Below are 25,802 nucleotides of genomic sequence, written 5' to 3' on the forward strand. Positions count from 1 at the left end.
CAGTATTCCTTTCCTACACCACATCATATGTTAATGACTATCCCTTCACCGCTCCTATCATAACCCCCTTCGTAAAGTATTTTTGCATAAAGGGATAAACGGCAATGATCGGTAAAGTGGCTATAATAATCGTGCAATATTTTACAATTTCGCTGACTGCCTCTTTGTCATTGCCACTGGAACCTGTGATCATACTGTCGGTGCTGCTGTTTATCAAAATCTCACGTAAAAACAGCTGCAAAGGATACGCATCTCTATTTCGCAAATAAATCATAGCGCTAAACCACGAATTCCAATGCGCCACCGCATAAAATAAAATCATAACCGAAATCACGGCTTGCGATAATGGCAGGACAATTTTAAACAAGATCGTGATATCGTTGGCACCATCAATTCTCGCGGATTCCTCCAGACTTTCTGGGATTGCTGCGAAAGAGGTTCTCATAATAATTAAATTATAGGTACTGATTGCTCCCGGCAAAATGAGTGCCCACATGGTATCAAACATGCCAAGGCTTCTCACTAATAAATAGTTAGGAATCAGACCTCCACTAAAAAACAACGTGAACACAATGATCATCATCATCGGATCGCGGAGCATGACTCCTTTCCTGGATAATACATAGGCTCCAAGAGCGGTCATAAAGACATTAATAATTGTTCCCACGACTACATAAATGATGGTATTCGTATAACCCGTTATAATATTAGGATTTTTAAAAACACTGATATAACCGTCAATATTAAATCCCAAAGGCCAGAGCAGTATACCGGAATGACTGGCTAGCGAAGACGGATTACTTAATGAGGCAAAAGCAACATACAGAAATGGATATAACGTGATTAAAGTCAGGAATAGCAAAAAACTAATATTAAAAAAACCGAATATGATTTCTGCTTTGCTTCTCTTTACAATCATTGTATCCACCCCTACCAAAGACTGGTTTCGTTCACTTTTTTGCTGACTTTGTTCGTAATGACGAGAAGCACAAAATTGATAACCGAGTTAAATAAACCTACGGCAGCACTGAAGCTATAGTTCGCTTCCAAAATCCCTTTTCGGTACACATAGGTTGAAATAACATCCGACGTCTCATAGGTGATCGGATTGTATAAAAGAAATATTTTATCAAATCCAACATTCATCATACTGCCCATTCTCAAAATAAAAAGAATAATAATCGTCGGCATAATTCCTGGCAGCGTAACATGGAGCATTTGCTTAAACCGTCCCGCCCCGTCAATTGTCGCTGCTTCATACAGATCCTGGTCAATTCCGGCTAATGCAGCCAAATAGATGATAGATCCCCATCCTACCTCCTGCCAAATATTAGAGCTCACATAAATCGTTCTAAATAATTCAGGTTTAAGCAGCATGGTTATTCTTTCCATTCCCATAAAAGCCAGCAGATCATTAATGATACCGTTTCTTGCAGTGAAATCTACGATCAGACCGCACAATACCAGAACAGAAATAAAATGCGGCAAATAAGTAACCGATTGTACAAACCTCTTAAGCGCATTTTTTCTCACTTCATTTAATAACAGCGCTAAAATGATAGGTGCCGGGAATCCAAATATAATATTATATACACTGATTAAAAGCGTATTGGTTAATATCCTCCCGAAATATACATCCTTAAAAAAATCATTAAAATGCTGCATGCCCACCCAAGAGCTTCCCAAAATTCCCCTCATAGGGGAAAAATCTTTAAAGGCGATGGATGCACCATACATGGGGACATATTGAAAAATAATATAATAGGCCATAACCGGCAATGCCATCATATAAATCATTCGGTTTTTATATATATCTCTTTTAAGTCTGTGCATAAAACCGGTTTGTTTCTTCGTCTGATAAGCACTTCCGGAAAGTGCCGCGTCACCAACCTTAATCTGATCCATAGTTCCCTCCCATTGGTAACAGTCCTTCAACAGATATAAGAGCTTCAAAGAGGAATTCAAGGCTGCCTTTGTTATCACATGCAAGGAGGGGCCGGCAAATGCCGACACCCCTGGACATTGCTAATTAAAATGGGTCAAAGGTAAAGCTTATTTTCTTGCCACATATCTTTCATATGCAGCCTGCTGAATTTTGATGGCGTCTTCGACTCCCATGCCCTTCAAAGTCTTTATATAGTTATCAAACTCACTAATAGGGGTCTGACCCATAACCATCTTAAGGAATTGTTCATCCTTATAAGTATTGACCGCAGACATTACGGATGCCATTTTGGTCGATTCCTCAACGGTTGGTGTTACGGGAGGCATGATTCTATCGTACGAACCTGCTTTCCATAAGCCGATAATTTGCTGTTGTTCAGGTAACGACATGCGTTGGTGCCAGATCTCAGGTGTCATGACATACGCTAAGCCGCCAGAACCTCTAGAATATTTGGATAATGCTTCATCAATAGACAAACCCTTTGGATTATTGGTGATCTCAGGGAGCAATTGAGGAGAGCCATTCACCATCTTATAGCTTTCGCCTTCGATACCAAACGTATTGAGCAATGCTCCTTCAGGACTATAGCCGTAGTCCAACCACATCGCTGCTTCCTTGGCATACTTACTTTTGGCGGATATAGCTACCCCAATGCCATTAGCAACCTTGATTTCATCTGCATTAAAATTGTAGGATTTGGTCCCTTTGACGTATGGCGGAACCGTTCCCAATAATTTTACAGAAGGGTCCTTGGCTTTCATCAATTGAACAAATCTGCCAAAGGTTCCCGATGTAGCCCCCGTCCAGGCTCCTGCACGGTTACCCGTTACCTTGGTATCGAATTGTTTGGCGTCTGTTAATCCAAAATCAGGGTCAATCAACCCTTCTTTATACCACTTGGCTAACGTCGTAAGCGCTTCCTTATATTCAGGAGTATAAGGTCCAAATTTAACGGTATCCCCATCGTGATAAAAACCGTAATTGATCCCCCAAGCCCTTACCCAGTTCTGTAAATCCCCTGCTCCTTTAGGCGCCAGAGGAATCTCGTCATTTTTGCCGCTGCCGCTAGGATTTTTCGTTTTAAAAGCGGTTAACACCTCATACCAGTCATCAATCGTTTCAGGCGACTTTAATTTCAGCTTTTCCAGCCAATCCTGACGTATTTGCCAGCCAAAGGTCTGGAACGCAGGATTGGGGTTCGGGTTTACCTTGGCGAACTGATCCGGCGACTGTGCCTCAGGGAATACATAGAGCGTGCCGTCGTCTGTACGAAGTTGTTTATTCGCTTTGGGGTCGGAACTCATAAATTTCTTGAGATTGGGTGAATATTTATCTACCAAATCATTGAGCGGCAGGATGATGCCATCCTTGATAGCCTTATTAGGACCACCGTTAAAATCATTGATCCAGTTATAATAAATCAGATCAGGCAAGTCGCCTGACGCTATCATCAGATTGAACTGTTCTTTGATTGCCGCCGCGTCCATAGATGCAGGATGAATAAAATCGATATGTATGCCGGTTCTTTTTTCCAATTCTTTGAACTGTGCGATTTCATTATAATTTTTCATTGTTGCCGCTACCTTGGGATCCATGGAGACAAACATTTTTAAAGTAATAGGTTTACTTACAATAGGAAGTGGGATTGACGATATAGCTTCCTCGTTTTTTGACGGCGAATTCGTTGGCTGCGTTGCACTCGAAGTACAGCCTGCTAACAGGCTTGTGAGTAATGCAAAAGACATGACATAAGCTGACGTCTTACCGAGTTTACGATTCATTGATAAATCCCCCCATACATTTTTGAAATGCCCTAACCTAACCCTTGGAATAGCTGATATCCATAGCCGCATCTTTATTAACCGTCTTTTCATATTTAGAGCTTCTAATCAGTTCTTCAAGCTTCTTCTCATATTCGTCTGCATCTATAGGAAGCTTGATGGTTTGGTCGTTAAACGAAGAAAGTAGTATCGCATTGGCAATCGTCAGTCCGTTAATACCCTCAGGTCCATGTGCGACAAGCTCCCCTCCGCCATTCAATATGGCTTCAATAAATTTGTCTGTAACCACTTTATGCCCTGAAGACGCATTCACATGGACAGGAATTTCGGTGTACCAATTTTCAACATTCCCCATCCTGCTTTGAGATTCTTTGATAAAACGAAGCATGGACTCGCGAGTTCTATAAAAAACAATTTTTTCATCCTCAAAGATTAATTTTCCGTACTCTCCCACAATCTCCATACGGTTTGATCCAGGAGTTTCTGCGGTGGTTACTATAAAATGTCCAACCATTCCATTCTCATGCTCAAAGTAAGCCGTCACTTCATCCTCGACTTCGATATCATGATATTTGCCAATATGAGCAAAACCATTGATGCGCGCCGGCATTCCAAATAACCACTGGTAGAGATCAAGATTATGCGGGCATTGGTTTGTCAGAATCCCACCTCCTTCTCCAGCCCAGGTTGCACGCCATTCGCCACTATCGAAGTAAAGCTGGGATCTGAACCATTTTGTATTTATCCATGTCGCCCTTATTAATTTCCCCAGCTCGCCTCCATCAAGGATATCTTTTATTTTTCGGTGTAAGGGGTATGTCCTTTCTTGAAACATGATACCAAACATAAGATTCGGTTGAAGTTCCTTTGCTAACTCATAAGCAGCAATGGTTTTCTTGGCATCATTGACATGAACAGCAATAGGTTTTTCACATAGAACATGGATTCCTTTATTAAACGCAGCAATTGATATCGGTGTATGATCGTAATGAGGAACTGCTATTAATACCGCCTCAATACCAGATTTTTCAAAAAGCTCTGTATGATTGTAATAAGCTTGTGAATGATATAAAGCTGCAGCTTTGTCTGCCTTTTCCTTTACAACATCACAAATGGCGGTAACTTCGACATTCTCCATCTGACTCAGGTACTTAAGATGACTGCTGCCCATTCCACCTACACCAATTAAACCCAATTTCACCTTACCCCTTGTACTCATACATTAACCCTCCATGTATAGTGACCTGAAGAAAAACGAAAGCGCATACAAAAAATTAAGGCATCCTTTACAGATAAGGGAGCTTAAGGATAAACCTCCTTACACTGCTATTCTAAAATATTATGAAACATATATCATAGTTTTTTGTGATTAAAATATTGTTTTTTGTGCACTTTGAGACCTCATAAAAAAATGCAGCCATCTCCTTAAGAGACTGACTGCATTTTATTGGTTAGCTTCATTGTGGATTCCACAGCAAGCGGGTTATCCCAGAACATTTTTTTGATAATCCCGTGGTAATATCCCTACTTTTTTCTTGAACATCCGTAAAAAACTAGTGTAATCGTTGAATCCGCTGACCATACAAGCCTCAGTCACACTGCTGCCCTCTGCAAGTAATTTTTTGGCCAAGGAAATACGTTTATAGATGATGTATTCATGAATGGTGTTTCCGGTATACTTTTTAAAAAGCTTGATCAAGTAATATTTGTTTATAAAAAACTGTTTTTCCAATTGGTCTAGACTAAGATCCTCGCCCAAATGCATTTCAATATAGTCCAGAACGGGAGACAGTTTATGATGCAAATCAAGCCCTTGATCTGTAATCTTCTGCTCTTGAAATAGACGGTTGATATGCACCATGATTTCCATAAAACAACTCATTTTCATAACGGCGTTTCCTAAGGAAGGATGGTTTTTTAAAGCATCATATTTCATAAATAAACTGAGTAAAGCTGCTGAATCATTGCTGGTTAGAGAGAGCTTATTTTTTTTACCTATGGGTCTGTCATAAAAGCAGGATAAAGGATTAAAATCCTCCGTTTGATATTGGGCAGCAATTTGGGGATCAAATTCAATGGTAATTCGCTCATACATCACATCTGACGAAAAAGACGGTTTATGAATTTCGTGTTGATTCGTAATTATCAAATCGCCGAATTGCAGTGGATACACGGTTTTTTCCACAAAATATTTGACATCCCCTTGAAGGAGAAAATAAATTTCACAGCCTTGATGCAGATGAAAATCGACACTGTGGCTTTTCCGCTGCACATGTAAAAATTTGATATAATGATCGATTTGGTCTAAATAAGTAATAGGCAGTACAATCCCTCCATGAATCATCAATTTAGTCCATATTTTCATCAAAAATTACAATGAAATTGCATTTCTTATATAATACTCTATTCTTATCATGAAAGTCATACGTACCGCAACCACGAATCAAGGAGGCGATATCTCATCTCAACGGTAGAATCCGTCTAGCAAAGATAATTGTTAATTTCGGCCTAAAACATTTGTGTAAGATAAAGTGAGGTCATATGGATGAACTTAGCCTATGGAAATATCGATGAATGCATTCGTTATGAGCATAAACTCTTAAATCCTAACCCATATAATGTTAACTTTCATTTGCATGAAGAGTTTGAAATTTACTTTTTAATCTCAGGTGATGTGAATTACTTCGTTGAAAAAAGTATGTACCCTTTAAAGTACGGCGATATCATGATTACCAATAATCAGGAAATCCATAAACCGGCTTTTCGAAATGATAGATTATATGAAAGAATAACGCTACAATTTGCACCGCACATCGTCCGAGCTTTCAATTCGCCACGGCTTGATCTTCTGAACTGCTTTCTCAACAAACCGAAGGGTCAACAAAACAAGATTTCTCTTAGACCGAGTCAAACTAAAGAAATACTGCGGCTATTTCATCAAATGGAGAATCTTAAGAACGATGCTGGCTATGAAATTTTAAAGCTGAATTATCTCGTTGAAATACTGGTCTTGATTAATATTGTATTTATGGATGTTAATCGCTCCGACAGCGTTTCTACAATGCCTGAATTATTAATTTCATTGCTGGACTATATCGATATGAATTTGGACAAAGATCTTACCCTTGACTCTCTCTCCAAAAAGTTTTATGTGGATCGATTTTATATGGGAAGAATTTTCAAAAAAAATATCGGCAGCAACATTCATGAATATATTTTGTTTAAACGAATATCCAAAGCAAAAGAAATTCTTACTGAAGGCTATAACGTTACCGATACGTGTGAAAGATGTGGATTTAATGATTACTCCAATTTCTTGAAAATGTTTAAACGAACCGTTGGTATTTCTCCTGGAAAATACAAGGGTAACATGCAAAGTAATGTTCTATAAATTTGATATATGAGGAGAACAACCGATGAAAATAGCATTTCAAACACTGGCAAGCCCGAATTGGAGCTGGGAGGAAACTCTGAATGCAGCCTCACAGCTTGGCTACGACGGTATTGAATTAAGAGGCGTGGAGGGCGAGATGTACCTTTCCCGGGCGCGTCCGTTTTTGCCTGAACATATAGAGCAGACTCAGTTGGATTTGAAACAAAAGGGATTGGAAATTTGCTGTCTGGATACTTCCTGCTCCTTTCACAATGAGGAGAAATACCGGGCTGCCATTCAAGAAGGCAAGGATTGTATCGATCTTGCTATAAAGCTCCAATCACCGTACATCCGGGTATTTGGAGATATCATTCCGGAAGCGTCTTCTGAAGCGGAAATTATACAACAAATTTCTGCCGGGCTGACTGAACTGGGACGTCATGCTGAAGGAACCGGCGTTACCGTCCTATTGGAAACTCACGGAGATATTAACAATCATCGCATCATCAAAGAAATTATGGAGCGAACGGACAGCAGCAGTGTTGGAGTCCTATGGGACTTTGAGCATCCTTATTTGCATGGAGAAGAGCCTGAAATTACATATAGCGAGCTTGCTCCTTTTATCAAGCATACCCATGTTAAGGACGCGATTAAAAGCGTTGACGGTAAAAAGCTTTGTCTAATCGGAGACGGTGATGTGCCTGTCCCGAGAATTGTCAGCATTCTTAAGGAGAATGGCTACGACGGCTGGTTGTCGCTGGAATACGAGAAAAAATGGGCCCCCTATTTGGAGGAACCCGAGGTTTCACTGCCTGCTTATATCTCTTATATCAAAAAGCTTGTCTAGCATACAACGCCAAAGTCCGGTTGCTTCCCTGTTGGGAGAACCGGACTTTTTTCATCCATAATTGAAACATCTATCCAGCACTACTTGTTATTCAAATGTGTCCGGTAAAAAGCGCGACGAAACTCCGTGGGCGTCATCTGCTGATGCTTGCGAAATACTTTCATAAAATATTTCTCATCATCAAATCCTAACCGCTGAGCAATTTCTTTAATGGTAAGATCAGTCCGACCCAGCTCGTCCTTCGCACGGTCAACCTTAACCTTTTGAATATATTCCTGCATGTTCATGCCCATTTCCTTTTTAAACAAACGAGACAAGTAATCCGGATTGTAATTGAACTCGCGTGCGGCATCATCAACCGATATGGGTTCGACTGCATGAATCCGAATCCACTCCAGCACATTCATCATCCGTTGATGCTTCGACGTCATTTCCCCTTGAGGGCTCGCATAAGCAGCCATCGACTGCTGTGACAGCTCAATTAATAAAGAAGTCAGCATGTAGTCGGCTCCCTGCCGGGTGTAATAGCGAGATTCCACAATGTGCAGCAGCTGACGGAACAAAATGCCTGCTTTATCCACCTCATGGGGTTTAAAAAATGCCGGCAGCAGCACGAATGGCATGGCTCCATCCAGATAAGGATTATGCTTGTAACGTGCAAGTTCTGCCTCCGCTTGCTTCTCATCCATGAACTCCATGTTCTGTTCGGAACATTGAAAATGAAGCCAGTAAAAAGAAACCTGCGGGTCCGAATATGCATAACCCCAGTGGGTCTGCTCTGGCAAAAGCAGCAAGACACTGCCTGGGGTTACCTCAAACTTGTCATCTTCCTGCTGAATATAAGCGGTATCGCGCAGTCCCAGAATGATTTCAAAACTGTTCATGGAACGCTTTCCGTGAATCCACGGATAACCGGCAGTGAAATGTCCGGCAGATATGAATTCTATCGGCTTTTCGATCGCTGCTTTCCAATAATACATAGTCGGTTTTTTCCACCTATCCAGAAAACTTATCTGATATCACTACACTTGCTTGCTCCCGCTTTTGCCCCAGTCTTCATAGCATTTGACAATTGCACTCATATCTTCATCGCCATATCCGTCATTGCAAGCCATTTGAAAGAGTTCCTTGACAGCTGATAAAGCAGGAACTGGAAGATCAAACGATTCCGCCAATCCGCGGGCGAGCTTCAAATCCTTCAGCATCAATCTTGTCATAAATTGCGGTGAGAAGTCGCCGCTAAGTATTTTGGGTCCTTTCATCTCAGCCATGCCACTACGTGCTCCACCACCCGCTACAACCTCAAGAAACAAAGACGGATCAATGCCAGCTTGGCGAACGAGCGATATACTTTCAGAAAGTCCTGCCAGTGTAATGGCAACAAGTGCGTTATTGGCAAGTTTGGTTTGCGAGCCTGTCCCCTGTGCTCCCATATGGACCGCTTTTTTCCCCATAGCTGTGAATAGAGGCAGACAGCTCTCGAATAGCTGTTTATCCCCTCCAACGATAAATGTCAACTGCGCTTCTTTAGCTTGAGGCTCGCTGCCCGTAACCGGTGCATCCAGCATCTGTGCGCCAATTTCTGATAAGTGGGCAGCCAACTGTAAGCTGGTTTCTGGAGAAATCGTGCTGCAATCGATAAAGGTCCGAGCACCAGGCTGCTGCTGGAGCGCCGGAACAATCCCGCCTTCACCCAAATAAACTTCTTTTACTGCACGGTCATCTGAGATCATCGTGATCACGATGTCCGCTCCTAGGGCCGCTTCACCTGGGGAGTCGACAACGCGGACAGATGGACCGAGACCTTCTGTTTTTCGCCGATCTCTATTGTAAACGCTTAATTTATATCCGGCCTTTAATAAATTTACTGCCATGTGCCGCCCCATCGTTCCCAAACCTACAAATGCTATGTCCACTTGATTGCCTCCCTGAATGCTAGTATGATTACCCATTTATTATAACGCAAACTTACCGCATCGCAAAAACATAATTACGGAGTGGCTATACGACTCTGAAGGAATGGAGCCAAATCATGAGAATTAGTTATCCAATATAGATAAATTCAACATTAATAAGCCTGCCAATAAGGCAGGCCAACTTTTAGGTAATATTCATAACTTCAGCGAATTGAAGCAGATCAGACGTGGGTACCGTTATTTTTTAATAACATTAAAGTTATCCTCAATGAGCAGCCAGTTCTGAGGAAAGCTTAATCCGAGCTTCCAATAGCTGATGCCTCGAAGGTTTAATTCTTTTAATAAATCAAATTTGGCTTGAATGGATCTTGCATCCTCAAACCATACGATGTGGGTTTTACCATTATCGTCCCAATATGTGAAATGCGGAGCCTGCGCAGCATAATCGTACTGAATGGCAGCTTGCCGCTCACGAGCCAAATCGATAGCTTCCTGCGGACTTAAAGCCCTTGCATATGCTCCACCGGCCACAAAAGGCAAGGTCCAGTCATATCCGTAGAGGTTTTGTCCCATCATGATCTTGGAAGCAGGTATTTCCGTTAGCGCATATTCCAATACTTGCCGTACTGGACCGATCGGGGATACGGCCATGGCTGGACCACCGCTGTATCCCCATTCGTAGGTCATAATGATAACAAAGTCGGCAATTTCTCCATGCGCCTTGTAATCATGGGCCGTGTACCATGCGCCAGTTTGCGCTGCGCTGGTTTTGGGCACAAGTGCCGTCGACATCAAGAACCCCTGTTGATGAATGATGTCCGCTGCTTTACGCAAGAAACGATTATAGGCCTCTCTATCCTGGGGTCGCAAATGCTCCATATCAAAATGAATATCTTTGAAATCAAGTCGCTTGGCCGTCTGGATAATCTCTTTCATTAAGGTATCCTGCAGCTGCTCGTCATTTAACAAGGCGGCTCCAAGCTCTGCACTGAATTGTTGTTCCAAATTGGTTACAACCATCATAAGGGTCACGTTGTTATTTCCAGCTACCGTCTGGAGACCACCCAGAGGAGGAGCTTTCAAAGTGCCATCGCGTTGGATGCGAAAGCTAAAGGGTGCAAGGTAGGTGAGATGAGGCGCTGCTTCCTGGGCTGCATGGATCAGTGGGGGTGCAACGGTTTCACCGCGGGGCTCGATGTAAGCATTGACCTCGATATTCTTGCGCGGCCTTGGTGGAATATATAACCTCAGGCCGACGTTTAGTGGCTGGTTTAAAGTTAATCCATTTACCGATGCCAGCTCCTGCGGGGATACCCTGAATTTATGAGCAATGGTATACAGGCTATCGCCACTCTCTACCCAATAATATTGACCTTGAATCGGGATCACTAATGCCTGTCCCACCACCAACGATTTAGCCGGTGAAAGCTCATTTGCAGCCGCAATGCTTTGAATACTCACACCATAAGCCTCTGAAAGCTGATAGAGCGTCTGGCCTGGCCTCACCACCTGGATCTGCATGACGTCCCCCCTTAAACCTTCCTTATTAAACGTATATTCAACTTCATCCAATAATTGTTCGTTTATAAAAAAAATATTTGGTCCATGATCTGAACACAGCCTTATGAAGTTCTCTCTATAAGTTCAGCTACCGGTACCAAAGCAAAATCGAGGCCGCCCCTGACGGTGGTCGTATAGGCAATATATTCGTCATCTAATATAAATTGTGGGTGCGGGTGGGCATGAAAGAACGCACGTTTGGTCACCTCAGGCGGTGCAGGCATGCTGCTGGCTATAGCGACCTCCTTCTTTGTTACCGTATTGAAGAAAGATACAAGGACTGGTCTCTGGTCCCATTGATAGGTGCCGATATCTCCGACAAGATATTTGTCATCTGTAGATGCGTGTGAGTGGCACGTACCATTCGGCCAAATATTTGTATGTTCCCCGGTTGCCAGATTGTAGTATTCCGTACCATGATCATAGTCCACAAACCAAATGCCTTTGCCGTCCTTAGCCCACCATTCATGGCTGTGTCTGTGCATATTTTTGCCTGAGTCATCCGCAAATAACGGCTGTGCTTTCTCACCTTTGCGGATAAGCCATATCCGGTTCACATAATCGAAATGTTCGCCCGTTTTAATATCGTCCCAATGATCTTGACAGAGCATCATAACAGCAGGATCGACAGGACTGAATTGGGCATGTTTGAAGCAAATAGGAAAAGATTTCCATATATCCAATTTGCCAGTTGCGATCTCCATGGCGCATAAATGCCAAGTGTCCCCCGCAATCAAATCGAGGTTGAGGTATTTGCCATCAGCAGAGCGTGTGAGATGTGTCGTAATTCTGCGGATGCTGCTGCCAAATATAGATTTTGGAAAAAAGCCTAGCAATTGCGGTTTATCTTCCGCTTCAGGACCTCTCCTATAAATGTTTGAATCCACAGCCCAATATACCTCGCCCGTAACCGGATCGATCCAAGGGGCTTCTGATATAAAACGTGTCTCCGGGTAAATTCGAACTTCCTGTGTGGACATATCCACGATCCCCATACACTGGCCGGGTGAGGGAGGATACGCTGCATAAAACCAAACATAACGGCCATCTGACGTTACATTGTTATTAGTAAAATAGAACGCTTGCTGGAATGGTGCACTGCGTTCATTAAGAATGTAGCTGGTTACACCCGACTCCGGGTCGACCCAAGGAACAAAAAGCTTCGACTGCTCCGGTTTACAAAACGAATTACTCAAATCGAGCACCATCCTTATCGTTTTTTACTTTAGTCTGTAATTATCGTTGAGGGATCTTTTTACTCTCTTCCCGGTATTGACCAGGTGTCATTTCTTCAAATTTTCGAAAAGAGCGGATAAAGTTCTGAGCATTGGTATATCTAAGCTTCTCTGCAATCTCACTAATTTTCCATTCGGTATCTCTTAGCCAGGTTTTGGCGATTCCCATCCGATATTGAAATAAATAGTCACTGAAATTGCTCCCGGTCTCTTTACGGAATACTTTCTTAATATAATCGGGGTGATAGTTCAGACGATCCGCGCACGATTCCAGCGAAATATCCTTATCAAAGTCATGATGAATCAACAACAGCATTTGATTTGATATTTTTTTATAATGAAATCTGGTTCGTTCTTCAATAAAATGCATCGTTGGCATTACGATGGTATTACGTGCCCAGGATGCTACTTCATGTGACGTCTTTAACACGAAGGTATCTTCAAATAAGGTCCTCTGAGCTATATATAAAGTTTCATACAACTCCGAGGATTCATCTACTTCCTTCATAAAATCGATAATAAGTCGTACCATGAACATCTGGACTTCACGGTGTGACAGTTTTTCGTTCATTAATTCCGTCATCAGCTGATGGAAATATTCCTTGACAAGCGAAGCATCTGATAACTTAACAGCATCCATCAATTTTTTCACCGTTTCTTCTGGAAAGCGTACTTGGTTCAATCGACTTGGCTGCACCTGCTCAATAAATAGAATAGACGCTTCCCCAAAAGTGATGCGGTACTTTAAAGCCTCCTCCGCTTCCTCTAGTGCCTTCGGGATATTCTGGAAGGAATCATAAGTTCGACTGATCCCAATACTGACTTTCAGTGAAAGATACTGAAGGATATGATGTTGGATTTCCTCCGCCAGCTCGACCAACACTTTTTTCATTTTTTCTTCATTGGAAGCATCGATACCAATTATTGTCACTTGAGATGAGTTGTAAAGTATAGGTTTCAAACCATATTCTTGTGGCACTAGCTCGGTTACGATATTATTAATGGCAAACATCAACAAATCCAAATCTGATTCACGAAAGCGTGTATCTTCAATTGAATCCGTTTGCAGAGATAATACGGCGAACCGCTCCCACCGAGGGTACCCTAACCACGAAAGTTTTTGCTCCAGCGAAGCGGCATTCATATCTCCCTGCAGCAATTTAAAAACAAACAGTTCCTGCAATTGTGGAAGCTGCCCCTTTAATTCATTCTTCATTTGTGTTTGACTATTCGTTAATTTGCCGAAGCGGTCGATCATTTCTTCGAACTCATCACGAGTGCCGTGACGGGGGTCTGTATGAGATGCAACGGACTGGTATAGCCTTCGTATCGGAGAATACATCGTCTGGGAGCCTTGCAACGACAATAAGAACGTTGTAAAGCTGATCACCAGTGTAGCTATCAAGGTAAACCATCCGATATCATTAGAATCCTTAGTAATCTCATTGATCGCTATGTCCGATACATAAAGCCATCCATTGTATGTCGATTTACGCAGAATGATCATATGTTTATTCTGATTGTTAGTTAAGGTAAACGTACCTTCAAGTATATCTCCTGCCTGTTCAATAGGACTGATATCCACAAGATCGGAAAGCTTTTTGCCCAACATCTGAGCATCTTGATGTGCCAGTATCGTATAATCCGTATCTAATATCATTACGTTTCCAAGATCGGTTCCGCCCGAGATAAGACGGCTGAATTCGTAGGCAGGAATGCGAACAACCATCATTCCGATTGCAGGAGTTAAATTAATAGGCAGCTTCTTAACTAGACTGACATCATAAGCCGTTTGTAAGGGATCGTTTTTTTGTTTCAGCCACTCGGAACCAGGCACCATTCTCTTGTAGGTTGAAAGTAAATCGGAATTCATCATTTCATTTAACTCATATAATCCATTGTTTTTGATCAGCCAATTTTGATTAAAATTCATTAACTGGATATCTTGAACACCCAGATCCGGCTGCTGCAATTGATTCATGCTTTGTTGAAGGGCTTGAAACAAATCGATGCGAAATCCTTCTCTTGGCTGACTTAATGATTCAAAAACATGATTGGATGTGATAAAGGTGCTCATTGCCCGATCAACCGATATCAAAATATATTCGACTTTTAGCTGGCTTTGCTTCAAAACTTGCATACTGCTTTCATTCACTTTCTTTTGAATCGCAGTAGAGGACTTCCAGTAGGAGGATATGCCCAGGACAATCACAGGAATGGTTCCCAGAAGGATGCTGTACAGCAATAGCCGCTTCCAATATGAGGTTGGTGCTTTGATCGCCATGAGCATATTCTCCCTTCTCATAGATGACAGGATATCATTTTTTTGTTTTATCGTAAGCCGCACTCATCTCTTCGATGACTTTATTGCCGCCTTCATTGCGCCACTGTTCAATCGCTTTCATCCAACCGCTCTCATCGAGCTGTCCCATAATAAATTTGGTTCGTGCATCCGATATTATTTTGTCCAGACTTTGTCCCTTTTGCGAGTTTGTTTCGGATATCAAGGCTTCTGCAGGATTGGCTACTACGATCTTACTGCCCTCATCCACCAACTGCAAGTACTTAATGCTAAGTGGGGAATCCTTATCTGTCATCACAGGATCCGTTTCTTTGATATAAGAAATATCGTAAGCAAATACGTCAGCTTTCAAGTTGTTCCATGCCGTTGAATCAATGAGCCGTTTGGCCTTGCCATTTTCCAAGTCCCAATGCTTGCCTTTAATTCCGTAGAAAGCAAGGTCCGTTCCTTCCTGAGAAGCCAATTTATCGAAAGCGGCGAGTATTTGTTTCAATTCGGCCTCCGTTTTTACGGTGCTCTTAGGAAACATATAGGCTCCATAGTACCCGGGGTCCGAATTTATACGCTCCCCTTTAGGACCGCTAATACGATTTTGAATATCGAGCACAGCACTAGGCGTTAATTTATAAAGATCCGCATGCTTATTCTGGGAATCGCCAATGTTGCCGATATACATGCCTGCTTTACCTTTGTTTATATTTTCGAACATCTGATTGTTATTCGCTACCCCGAAATCCTGATTGATCAGCTTTTCATCAAATAATTTTTTATAAAATTTCATAGTCTCGAAGTATTCCTTCGTTAAAAAGTCAGGTGAAAGCTTATTATCCTTCACCTCCCACTTGTTGGGCGCCCCATGCCAAGAGGACATAGTGAGAAAGCTTAAGTCTGAATTGAGAAACAAACCGATGGTATCGTTCTTACCGTTCTTATCCGGATCGCCCTGCGTAAATGCTTTAAGGGTATTGTACAATTCGTCAAGGGATTTGGGAACTTGCAACCCGAGATTATCCAGCCAATCTTTGCGGAAGACGATTCCTCCCCTTGTCAAAGGCCGGCTGCGGTATAAGCCGTACGTTTTGCCATCAATCGAGCTGTTACTCAGTGCAATTGGATTCGCTTTATTCAAATTCGGATAATCTTTCAGCAATGGACCGATCTCCCAAAAGGCTCCCGAATGCACTGAATTTACAATAATAGGCGCCTTCATATCAAGAGCCAGCAATGCTTTAGGCATATTATTGGCAGCAATCGTCGTATTTAACTTGTCATTGTACGCGGCCGATGGCACCCATATTGTGTTGAACTTAACATTCATCAACCTCTGATATTCGACAATCAACTCATTATCTGGCTTTGGAGGCTCAGCTCCGAAATATACGGTAAGTACACTTAGATCTAGTGGACCTTTAGCAGCTGCTGTTGGATTCGACTTCTGATCCGTTGGAGCTGCAGATTGAGGAGTTCCGGCACTGCAGCCTGCAAGCAAGCCTACACCCATTACGGCTATACATCCTGAAGCGATAGAGCGTTTCCATAACTTACTTGTGGTGTTTGCCCCTAATTTCATTCGATTAACCTCCCAATGATTATCATCATTTTACTATATCAAAAAGTCAATTTTCAGCAAAGACAATCAACCTTTAACCGAACCCAATAAAACCCCTTTGGCAAAATGCTTTTGCAGAAACGGATAGACGATTAGAATCGGAACCGTGGCAACGACAATCACAGCCATTTTGATCGTTTGCACAGGGGGAAGAACAAAGTTAGGATCTATATTGGCAGCATCGCCGATTCCCCCCTGAGCCATAATGACGATTTGACGAAGCAGAACTTGTATCGGCCATTTACTGGAGTCGTTCATATAAATGAGCGCCTGAAAGTAGCTGTTCCAGTGACCGACCGCGTAAAATAACGAAAATGTTGCCAGCGCAGGAGTGGACAGCGGCAGAACGATCCGAAAAAAAATGCCAACATCGCTGCAGCCGTCAATTTTGGCAGACTCCTCCAAACCCTCCGGCAGCTGCTGAAAAAAGTTTTTGAGAATGATTAGATTGAACGCGCTAATGAGTCCGGGTATGATAAGGGCCCAAATCGTATCCAGCATATAGAATTGCTTCACGACCAAAAACGTTGGAATTAATCCGCCGTTAAACAATATCGTAAATACAATCATCAGCATGAAAGCGCGTCTGCCAAATAGTGTCTGCTTGGCGAGTGGATAAGCCATAAGTGAAGTGAAGAACAGGTTCATAAGTGTACCCAGAATGGTTAAATAGACAGTGAATAAGAGACTGTGAACCAGCGTACCGGTTGAGAAAATATAGCGGTATGCTTCCCATGAGAATACAGTAGGAAATAAGACCACCCCTCTCCTGGTTAGTTCTTCTGATGTCGTAATCGAGCCAGCTACGATATAAATAAACGGCAGGACCGTTATTAACGAAAATACGGTGAGCAGCGTATAATTGATACCGTCAAACACACGGCTGCCCAAGCTTTTATCCTGTACCATACAAATCGCCTCCTCATATGATGTCTTGTCAGTATATGCCTTCTTCGCCGGACAGCTTGGCTGCATAGTTGGCGGCCATGACAAGAATGAGGCCGATCACAGACTTAAATAAACCGACAGCCGTTGAATAGCTGAATTGTCCCTGGAGAATCCCTGAGGTATATACATACGTATCAAACACTTCGCCAATGTTGCGGTTCATGGCATTCAACATAAGGAAAATTTGCTCGAATCCGTTATCCAGGAAGTTGCCCAACCTTAAAATCAATAAAATGATAATCGTACTGCGAATCGCGGGCAATGTAATATGCCATAGTTGTCTCCAACGCCCTGCTCCGTCGATGCGTGCAGCTTCATAAAGCTGAGGATCAACGCCCGCCAGAGCGGCCAGGAAAATAATCGTTCCCCATCCTGTCTCTTTCCAAATCACCTGAGAGGTAATCATACTTCGAAACAAATCCTCGTTCATCAGGAAATTAATTTCCTTCCCGCCCAAGCTGATGATGAAATTGTTCACGATCCCCCCTTCTGTTGTAAACAAAATGTAGGCCATACCGACCACCACCACCCACGAAAAGAAATGAGGGATATAGATCAGCGTTTGCACAAAACGCTTAAACACTTCCTTGCGAAGCTCATTCAACATTAAAGCAATAATGATCGGCATCGGGAAAAAAAATACAAGATTGTACATGGCTAAGATCAACGTATTGCGAAACAGGAGCCAAAAGGACGTCTCATGAAAGAAACGTGTAAAATGCTGAAATCCAACCCACTCACTTTGCATAATCCCCAGGAATGGCTGATAATTTTTAAACGCAATCAGCAACCCCCACATGGGGAAATATTTCATAGTAACAAAATACAGCGCGCCTGGAAGAAGCATGAAGTACAACCATCGATCCCGGTAGATCATCTGTTTGGAAGGCCAAAATTTCGCTGCGTTCACATTGGGTCTCATTGCTCTTTGCTGCACAGCATCGTTCCCTTTCAAATTTCCCACCCCTTCTTGTTTGTTGCTGAATTCATCATAGGTGATGTCCAAATAACTATAAATAATCATCTAAGAGTTACCTCTATGCCAACTGACTTACTCGCTGCCTATTCTTTTTTTGTCAGGAATAATCAATGCAGGGGAATAAATGATCATTATAGGGTAAGGTATCCTTATTCCTTTAACAATCTATTTCCTACGAGCTCCTTGTTGCAATATCAAAAAGGACAGACGAATGATTGCATTCGACCTGCCCTTTTTAATCTTATGAAAGACTTCGATACCTGCGATTCAAAGGAACATACCGCTCCTAGACACTTGAGAATATGGTTTTAATAACATTCTATTTCCCCGCCTGGATAAAGCGTGGAACTATACAACCTTTTGCTTTGTGCCAGTGCCTTGCCTGATGCTGATGCGGACAGATCGATCATCTGGTTAGAGAAGATCGAGGCCGCATCATTATCATAAATGATGACCTGCTCCTGGTCTCCACCAAGCAAATCCGCATGGGTGACATACCCATCAACCGGAAACGTAACTACCGCATTCATATAACCGTCGTATAAAGTTGGAAATACCCCGCCGCCTCTGCGATAAGCTAATATATAATCCAACGGACCCTCATCCCAATTATGCAGTGTCTCGATGATCGTCAGCCATCCACTAGTTGTACGTTCTTCCTTCCAAATCTCTTGACCTCCCGCATCCAAAAGAAACATGCCGTCCTTGCCTTCAATCTGCTTAGCTGGATTACCACGAATAATACGATCCAAACCCGCTACCTGTAGTCCAGGCAGGTCCTCGCGAAATTTCCCCAGTGCCACATGCTGCGATTCGATCGATCCGTTATAGCGCCACAGCTCTTTCCCATACCGATTGTACATCACCGTTACGCTGCCTCCGATCACCAGCTCCGGCTTGCCGTCACCATTCACATCTCCGGTGAATATGCAGTCCGCATGATCCTCCAAATCATGACAGGACCAGAGGAGGTTTCCGTTATGATCCAACATATCGTACCCTGCCATCACCTCGTCGTAGCCATCTTTATTCCAATCATATACCCATGGAAAATGACCAGGATTCCCCTGATGCGTCCATAATAGGTTAAAATTTTGATCCAATGCCCACAAACGCGAATATCGGTCTTTTAAAATGATGTCGCTCGGTCGTTCACGCCCTGAAACGTTGGTAATGATAATGCAATCATGGGCTTCGGGAGAGGGCAGGTCATACGTTTTTTTGACTATACCGCTGCAACCGTCAAGGATAAGAAACTTATCGTCCATCACACATAAAACCTCCAACTGTCCGTCGCCGTCCAAATCGTAGATTTGCGCCGGATAATCAGCTCCCGGTCCGCCTGCCTCCGGATGTGGGGTTCCTTTTTGCCATAACAGATTTCCTTGAAGGTCAAAAGCTGTCAAGCACTGCACTTGATGGGGAATATATCGAACATCCTTGCGATTGCCTGGCTGAACTAGCAGAAGCTCCATTCGACCGTCTCCGTCCAAATCGCCGAGCAGCATTTTACAACGTGGACCTGCCGCGCTAATATCCACTTTACCTGCTAAATTAGATAACGACTCGTTTGCATTCATGAATAATCCCCTATCCTTTCAAGGCTCCTATTAATACACCCTTGGCAAAATGTTTTTGTAGAAAAGGATAAACCAGCATAATCGGCACGGTTCCCACAATAATGACCGCCATTTTAATAGACTGATCAGGAGGTTTCACAAAATTCGGATCCATATCTACCGTGCTGCCTATAGTTCCTTGTGATAATAGTACGATCTGACGCAATACGACCTGCAGAGGCCATTTGGTATTGTCGTCCAGGTAGATCATCGCACTGAAGAAGTCGTTCCAATGCCCAACTGCATAAAACAAAGCAAATGTCGCCATGATCGGCTTAGATAATGGCAGAACGATGCGCCACAATACACCCAAGTCACTGCATCCGTCGATTCGCGCCGATTCCAGCAGTTCAACCGGCAGCTCCTGAAAGAATGTTTTTACGATAATCATGTTAAAGGCGCTGATGGCTCCGGGAAGCATGACGGCCCAGTACGTATTCAACAGCCCTAATTCCTTAACCACTAAATAGGAGGGAATCAGCCCGCCGCTGAACAGCATTGAGAAGATGACTAAGTTCATGACCAAATTTCTTCCTGCAAGATAATTACGGGACAGCGCATAAGCCATAGTAAAAGTGAAAAACAGATTGACTCCTGTACCGATGACCGTAATGTAGATGGAAACAAAAATACTTCTGTACAGCATGTTTGTCGTAAAAATATAGCGGTATGAGTCCAATGAAATCGTCTTAGGTATCAACAAAAGCGGCCTGGCCATTAATTCGGCATCTGTAGCAAAAGAACCGCCGATAATATATAAAAAAGGAACAAATGCACAAAGAGAGAATAAACCGAGAAACAAAATATTGGCTGTATCAAACATTTTACCACTTAGGCTGTTGGTAATCTTCATCGAAATCCCCCCTTTTCATCTAAAATAACCCGGAATGTCCCGCGCGTTTTGCCAGTAAATTAGAGCTTACGATAAGGATGACACCCACCACGGATTTGAAAAGCCCGACAGCCGTACTATAGCTGAATGCACCTTGCGTGATACCCATAAAATACACATACGTATCGAATACATCAGCGACACTTCGATTTAACGCGTTGCTCATTAAAAGAATTTGCTCGAAGCCGCGGTCCATGAAATGCCCCATTCGTAGAATCAACAAGACAATCACGGTGCTTCGAATTGCCGGTAAAGTAATGTGCCACAATTGGCGCAGCCTGCCTGCGCCGTCAACTGTAGCCGCTTCGTACTGGTCGAGATCCACACCTGCCAAGGCAGCCAGAAAAATGATCGTTCCCCAACCGCATTCCTTCCAAATTGTCTGCGTGATGATCAGAGGGCGGAACCATTCCTCGCTTGCCAGAAAATCGATTTTAAGTCCCGTCAGTTGTTTGATTAATGCGCTCACGAGGCCGCTCTCTGGAGATAACATCAAGTAGGTGATACTAACGACGATAACCATCGAAATAAAATGAGGGATGTAAATCAAGGTTTGAACCAGTCTTTTATAGATCGATATCCGCACCTCATTCAGCAGCAAAGCCAAAAGAATCGGAGCAGGAAAAAAGAATACGAGGTCATACACAGCGAGCAGCGATGTATTCTTCAATAGTCTGAAAAAATCGGGATTTTGTAAAAAAACGACGAAATTATCCATACCTACCCATTGACTCTTAAAAAATCCGAGAAATGGCTGATAATTTTTAAAGGCAATCAGTACGCCCCACATAGGCAAATATTTAAATACGAGAAAATACAGCAAGCCGGGCATTAAAAGCAGGTACAGCCACTTGTCCCGCTTCATCCTCGTAAGCAGACTGGTTTGATTGCGTGCCTTTCGCAGTGGTCGAACTGTTTCTTCCATTAATGCTCTTTCCATGGCTAACACATCCTTTCGTGACCTTAATGCACAATTATTGGTTTTTGCTTATTTCCCGGTAATGGGTTGGCGTTACACCTTCTTGTTTCTTAAATATCCGGTTGAAATAGCTATGCTGGTAGCCTACTCTCTCCGCCACCTCATTAATTTTCCATTCAGTATCGCTGAGCAGCTCCTTGGCTTTTTCCAAACGCAGCTCGGTTAAATAATCGATAAAATTTTTGCCGACCACCCTTTTAAAGGTTCTGCTTAAATAATATGAATTCGTTCCAAATTGTTCCGCGCATTGATCAAGCGATAATTCGGTCATGTATTGCTCCTGCATATAAATCATCAGGCGTTCTACCATTCTTTTGTTCTCGTAGTCTGAACGCGCTTCCATTTCTCGAATATAAGGTTGAATTACTTTTAGATCAAACCATTTCGACATCTGATCTGGCTCTCGTATTTGCGACAATTCATCAAACATATTTAAATCCTTGTAGATACGGCCCGGATTCACCCCTGAGAGCATGATTGCATGATGAATACTTCCCAATAGGGTAAGCATCGCAGTCTGCACGTCAATTTCCAGAGCATTATTCTCTTGCAGCGCTTTCAAAAATGCCTTGACCGCAACTACCGCTTCCTCCTGCTCGCCTGTACGCATCTTTTGAATAATTTCTCTCTCCAATTGGAACGGATAGCGAAGCTCATAGGACACCTCGGTTTCCCCCAGTTGCTCTAAATCGATCATTTGGTTCTGATTCTCAAATTTACGGTAGCTTAAAGCTTGTATTGCTTGTTCAAAACTATCTGGAATGGACGCAATGGAGCTGCTGGATCGACTGATCGCCACCACGACCTGCATCTTTAGAATAAGGTTGATAGCTTGCGTAATTTCCTCCGTGAACTCGCGAAGATTTTGCGTATACGGATGATCTTCCGATGCAACCACCAGCATCCCAATGGTCATATCATGAAAATTAATCAGATCGGCCTGTTCAAACCGCTTTAACGAAAACTCTTGAATGATATTGGCTGCAACAAAAGTAACCAATCCCTCGTCCCCCTGAGAGAATCTGCCCTCAAGATTCGAAAAACCTGTTAAATGAATGTAGACCGTGAGGAACTGATGTTGATCCACCGTCCATCCAAAGTGCTCCATTCTGTCGATCAATTCCTGCTCGGAATAAGAATATAGGTACCCCCGAAATAATTGCAGCAGAAAGCTCTCTTTCATATGAGGAAGCTGTTCCTCCAGCTTATTTTGCAATGCCTTACTTTCCCGCGTTAGATGATGCCAGTTCGTCTCAATAATTCCAAACTCATCATTTTCCTGATCACCCGCAGCCGTATCTGATGAGAACAATCGCACCAACCGGTCTACGGGGGAATGAATACGTTTGGACGCAATCCAGGACAGCAGACCTACTAGAATCAACAATAACAGGCTGACACCCATGAGTAATTTGGATAAAAAAATAACAGGTGCCGTAATAGCATCGACAGGTACCGCCGATACGTAAGTCCAGGCTTCGCCAATTCTTGATAGATTGCCGTAAGAAACCGCGTACGTATCTTTTCCCCATTTATACAGAAAAGACCCATGACCTACAGGAAGGCTGCGCACCTTCTCTTTTAATGCACCCTCAAACTTCATCGATTCAGGGGAATTGTTCGCAGACACGAATATATTTCCGTTATGCTCCAGCAGAAAGGTTTCCCCTTGATCATAAGGAGTCAACGTCTGTAGTAAGTTGATGATCTTGTCACGGTTCAAATGAACGATCAGGGCTCCGAAGGGCTCTGGACTCCCGCCGTATAATTTGTGAACCAAAGTCAGATCGACATTGGCTGAAGTTGGCTCTTCGATAGGCGTCTGGATCCAATTGGTCCAGAAAAATTCCTTTACAGGACTAAGATTTTTTACATAAGGAAGAATGGCTTCCTGGTTCAACAGCAAATTATATTCCGGGTTAAACACAACAGGCTTAGGACGTTGAAGGTAAAGCTCAACCTTCTTGGCCAGTGGATGAGAGCCCTGCATCACCATCAACGTTTTGCTAATATCCCAGGCCTGCTGGTACGCCGAATTGAAATTAACATCCTTGAGATCACCATTAAACTTGGGATCGAAGGCCCAATGTGCCAACGACAGTTCTAAATAAGCAAATTGATCATCAACATTTTGTGCTCGCTTCTCAATCTGGCTGGCATGAAGCTGGTGCAATTCCCGTTCGATTCGTGTATCTCCTACCCAATATAGGATGAAACCGCTGATCATCCCAGGTAAGCTGGATACAGCCAAGATCCAAGCCAAACTTCTCCAATAAAATCTCCCTTTCTTTTTCCCCCATGATCCCAAGTATTCCCGGGAAACGATTGAATGAATGGACTTTAACATCCTGATCCTCCCTTCCGTTTAGGCCTCGTATATGTAGCATCCAATCTGGAAGTTCAGTGAAAAAGCCCCGCTCCGCTGTCGCGTCATGATTCCAACACTTATGGATTCATGAAATTCGGCAGCACCCTCGCATCCTCTGGGATATCCAATACATACAGGTTACCGTAACCATTCTTATCGCTTGTAAAAAGCAGCTTGGAACCATCAGGACTGAATCTGGGGTGAGCATGAACGTCTTGTGAATGAAAGCTGCAGCGGTGCTCACATAAAATTTTAGGCTGCGAGAAGCCGTTCTCCTCTTTTTTCCAATAAATCATAAGCGTAAGCGGCGCCCGGCCATCGACAACGACCTGTGAGAAATCGTTGGAATGGGCATGCCAGTTTCTGAAATTAAACTCTACTTCTTCGAGACCCGTATTATCGCTGTTGATTTTTCCGATGAATCCGGTACCATCCGCACGAAACCCGTGGAACCCAATGGTTAGTCCGTCCTCCATCCAATATTCGTGGCCCACCTTTTCCAAGGGCTCAGTGCGCTCCCGAATTTTCCATGTTCGTCCTGTATCCATATCACATCCCCAAATTCGGTGGTCCACCAGCTCCCAAGGACCTTCATGACAATAAGTCAAAAGCTGGGGTTGTGTCTGTGAAGTATTAATGTGCCCTACCCAATTCCGTTCCTCAAACACGACGTTCATTTCCCCGTCTTTCGTGGAGACCCGGATAATTTGGGAGAAAGGCTGCGCTTCCATAATCTCCCGGTGGCCGACATAGCCGTTCCCGAGATCAATGCGAATCCGATGCGATAAGTTTTCCGATAGTACAGTAATAACATGTTTCCCATCCGCCGTACAGCTAAGCTGTCCCAGATGAAACCCATTTGGCCCTTCATATAGAACCGTTTCTTCCAATGTAATTAAATCCAGTTTGGTTATCCGGTTGGCACGTTGATAATAGGCTTCCGTTCCACTCGGATTTAAACATACGTTTAACCCCTGACGTCCAGTCAGGTCTGTCAATTGAATAATCTCTCCGGACTCAACATGGACGCTATATAAATTGGTCGCATTATTTCTGTCGGAAATAAACAATACCCTTTGTCCCTCATCAAACCAACCATTATCTGTAAAGTATAAATGATGGCTATGGCTCGCATAATCTGTCAGCTGTTTAATAGGAACTCCCGATATGGGATCTTGGTATCTCCTCATCTCTGCTGCCCAAATCGCTCCTTTATTTCCTTGGTTCATCATGTAGTCCTCCTCATCATTTGCTTGATGTGCTGACTCCAATATATACATCTACGATCTTTCATACAATTGTATTTTTTTGTTTGTCCGCAATTCACCTTAGAACATTTTTGCAATCTTTCCACATTTCTGAGTTTCGACCTATTCTTTGCCTACAAAATTGTTCGATTGCCCGTAAAGGCCCCAAGTCTCTATAATAAGGTTCGTAAGCAGCAAGCAA

20 protein-coding genes are annotated in these 25,802 nt (G+C 43.0%); 2 read left to right on the plus strand and 18 right to left on the minus strand.

Going from position 1 to position 25,802, the window contains the following annotated elements; all coding sequences use genetic code 11:
• Positions 1 to 37: 37 nt before the first annotated feature.
• The 5 genes from BM210_RS06805 to BM210_RS06825 all read right to left on the minus strand — a co-directional run bounded on the left by BM210_RS06805 (position 38) and on the right by BM210_RS06825 (position 6,091).
• Positions 38 to 919: a carbohydrate ABC transporter permease gene (locus BM210_RS06805; RefSeq protein ID WP_091165922.1), complete on the minus strand. Its 882-nt coding sequence runs from the start codon at positions 917 to 919 to the stop codon at positions 38 to 40.
• An 11-nt stretch (positions 920 to 930) separates the two neighbouring features.
• On the minus strand, positions 931 to 1,905 hold the full coding sequence (locus BM210_RS06810) for an ABC transporter permease (RefSeq protein ID WP_091165925.1): 975 nt from the start codon (positions 1,903 to 1,905) through the stop codon (positions 931 to 933).
• 147 nt (positions 1,906 to 2,052) lie between these two features.
• Positions 2,053 to 3,726 (minus strand): type 2 periplasmic-binding domain-containing protein, encoded by a 1,674-nt coding sequence (locus BM210_RS06815; protein ID WP_177237670.1) that lies wholly within the window; start codon positions 3,724 to 3,726, stop codon positions 2,053 to 2,055.
• A 37-nt stretch (positions 3,727 to 3,763) separates the two neighbouring features.
• Positions 3,764 to 4,921 carry a Gfo/Idh/MocA family protein gene (locus BM210_RS06820; protein ID WP_177237671.1) on the minus strand — a complete coding sequence of 386 codons (1,158 nt, stop codon included), beginning with the start codon at positions 4,919 to 4,921 and terminating at the stop codon, positions 3,764 to 3,766.
• A 288-nt stretch (positions 4,922 to 5,209) separates the two neighbouring features.
• Positions 5,210 to 6,091 (minus strand): AraC family transcriptional regulator, encoded by an 882-nt coding sequence (locus BM210_RS06825; protein WP_143101003.1) that lies wholly within the window; start codon positions 6,089 to 6,091, stop codon positions 5,210 to 5,212.
• A 180-nt stretch (positions 6,092 to 6,271) separates the two neighbouring features.
• Between BM210_RS06825 and BM210_RS06830 the strand changes: the two genes are divergently transcribed.
• Both BM210_RS06830 and BM210_RS06835 read left to right on the plus strand, forming a co-directional pair.
• Positions 6,272 to 7,117: an AraC family transcriptional regulator gene (locus BM210_RS06830; protein ID WP_091165933.1), complete on the plus strand. Its 846-nt coding sequence runs from the start codon at positions 6,272 to 6,274 to the stop codon at positions 7,115 to 7,117.
• 25 nt (positions 7,118 to 7,142) lie between these two features.
• Positions 7,143 to 7,946 (plus strand): sugar phosphate isomerase/epimerase family protein, encoded by an 804-nt coding sequence (locus BM210_RS06835; RefSeq protein WP_091165937.1) that lies wholly within the window; start codon positions 7,143 to 7,145, stop codon positions 7,944 to 7,946.
• 80 nt (positions 7,947 to 8,026) lie between these two features.
• On the opposite strand, the gene BM210_RS06840 is transcribed toward BM210_RS06835, so the two are convergent.
• The 13 genes from BM210_RS06840 to BM210_RS06900 form a co-directional block, all read right to left on the minus strand.
• The gene (locus BM210_RS06840) at positions 8,027 to 8,926 is read right to left on the minus strand and encodes a helix-turn-helix domain-containing protein (protein WP_091165939.1); all 900 of its coding nucleotides are present in this window, start codon (positions 8,924 to 8,926) and stop codon (positions 8,027 to 8,029) included.
• Positions 8,927 to 8,968: 42 nt separating this feature from the next.
• Positions 8,969 to 9,862 (minus strand): NAD(P)-dependent oxidoreductase, encoded by an 894-nt coding sequence (locus tag BM210_RS06845; RefSeq protein WP_177237672.1) that lies wholly within the window; start codon positions 9,860 to 9,862, stop codon positions 8,969 to 8,971.
• Between the two features lie 237 nt (positions 9,863 to 10,099).
• Complete coding sequence (locus BM210_RS06850) at positions 10,100 to 11,383, minus strand: glycoside hydrolase family 18 protein (RefSeq protein WP_091165943.1); 1,284 nt, start codon at positions 11,381 to 11,383, stop codon at positions 10,100 to 10,102.
• A 101-nt stretch (positions 11,384 to 11,484) separates the two neighbouring features.
• Positions 11,485 to 12,618, minus strand: a complete 1,134-nt coding sequence (locus tag BM210_RS06855; RefSeq protein ID WP_091165946.1) for a hypothetical protein — start codon at positions 12,616 to 12,618, stop codon at positions 11,485 to 11,487.
• A 40-nt stretch (positions 12,619 to 12,658) separates the two neighbouring features.
• Entirely contained in the window at positions 12,659 to 14,941 is a 2,283-nt protein-coding gene (locus BM210_RS06860) for a helix-turn-helix domain-containing protein (protein ID WP_177237673.1), read from the minus strand.
• A 34-nt stretch (positions 14,942 to 14,975) separates the two neighbouring features.
• Positions 14,976 to 16,529 (minus strand): extracellular solute-binding protein, encoded by a 1,554-nt coding sequence (locus BM210_RS06865; RefSeq protein WP_091165950.1) that lies wholly within the window; start codon positions 16,527 to 16,529, stop codon positions 14,976 to 14,978.
• Between the two features lie 66 nt (positions 16,530 to 16,595).
• Entirely contained in the window at positions 16,596 to 17,477 is an 882-nt protein-coding gene (locus BM210_RS06870; RefSeq protein ID WP_091165951.1) for a carbohydrate ABC transporter permease, read from the minus strand.
• 28 nt (positions 17,478 to 17,505) lie between these two features.
• Positions 17,506 to 18,438: an ABC transporter permease gene (locus tag BM210_RS06875; RefSeq protein WP_256223329.1), complete on the minus strand. Its 933-nt coding sequence runs from the start codon at positions 18,436 to 18,438 to the stop codon at positions 17,506 to 17,508.
• Between the two features lie 365 nt (positions 18,439 to 18,803).
• The gene (locus BM210_RS06880) at positions 18,804 to 20,075 is read right to left on the minus strand and encodes a rhamnogalacturonan lyase family protein (protein WP_091165953.1); all 1,272 of its coding nucleotides are present in this window, start codon (positions 20,073 to 20,075) and stop codon (positions 18,804 to 18,806) included.
• 10 nt (positions 20,076 to 20,085) lie between these two features.
• Complete coding sequence (locus tag BM210_RS06885; protein WP_091165954.1) at positions 20,086 to 20,967, minus strand: carbohydrate ABC transporter permease; 882 nt, start codon at positions 20,965 to 20,967, stop codon at positions 20,086 to 20,088.
• 19 nt (positions 20,968 to 20,986) lie between these two features.
• Positions 20,987 to 21,931 (minus strand): ABC transporter permease, encoded by a 945-nt coding sequence (locus tag BM210_RS06890; protein ID WP_256223330.1) that lies wholly within the window; start codon positions 21,929 to 21,931, stop codon positions 20,987 to 20,989.
• A gap of 49 nt (positions 21,932 to 21,980) precedes the next feature.
• Positions 21,981 to 24,332, minus strand: coding sequence for an AraC family transcriptional regulator (locus BM210_RS06895; RefSeq protein ID WP_256223292.1), 2,352 nt, complete (start codon positions 24,330 to 24,332; stop codon positions 21,981 to 21,983).
• 98 nt (positions 24,333 to 24,430) lie between these two features.
• Positions 24,431 to 25,585 carry an oligogalacturonate lyase family protein gene (locus tag BM210_RS06900; protein ID WP_256223293.1) on the minus strand — a complete coding sequence of 385 codons (1,155 nt, stop codon included), beginning with the start codon at positions 25,583 to 25,585 and terminating at the stop codon, positions 24,431 to 24,433.
• Positions 25,586 to 25,802: the final 217 nt, after the last annotated feature.

Origin of the sequence: Paenibacillus sp. 1_12, assembly GCF_900114475.1 — a bacterium.
GTDB lineage: Bacteria > Bacillota > Bacilli > Paenibacillales > NBRC-103111 > Paenibacillus_S.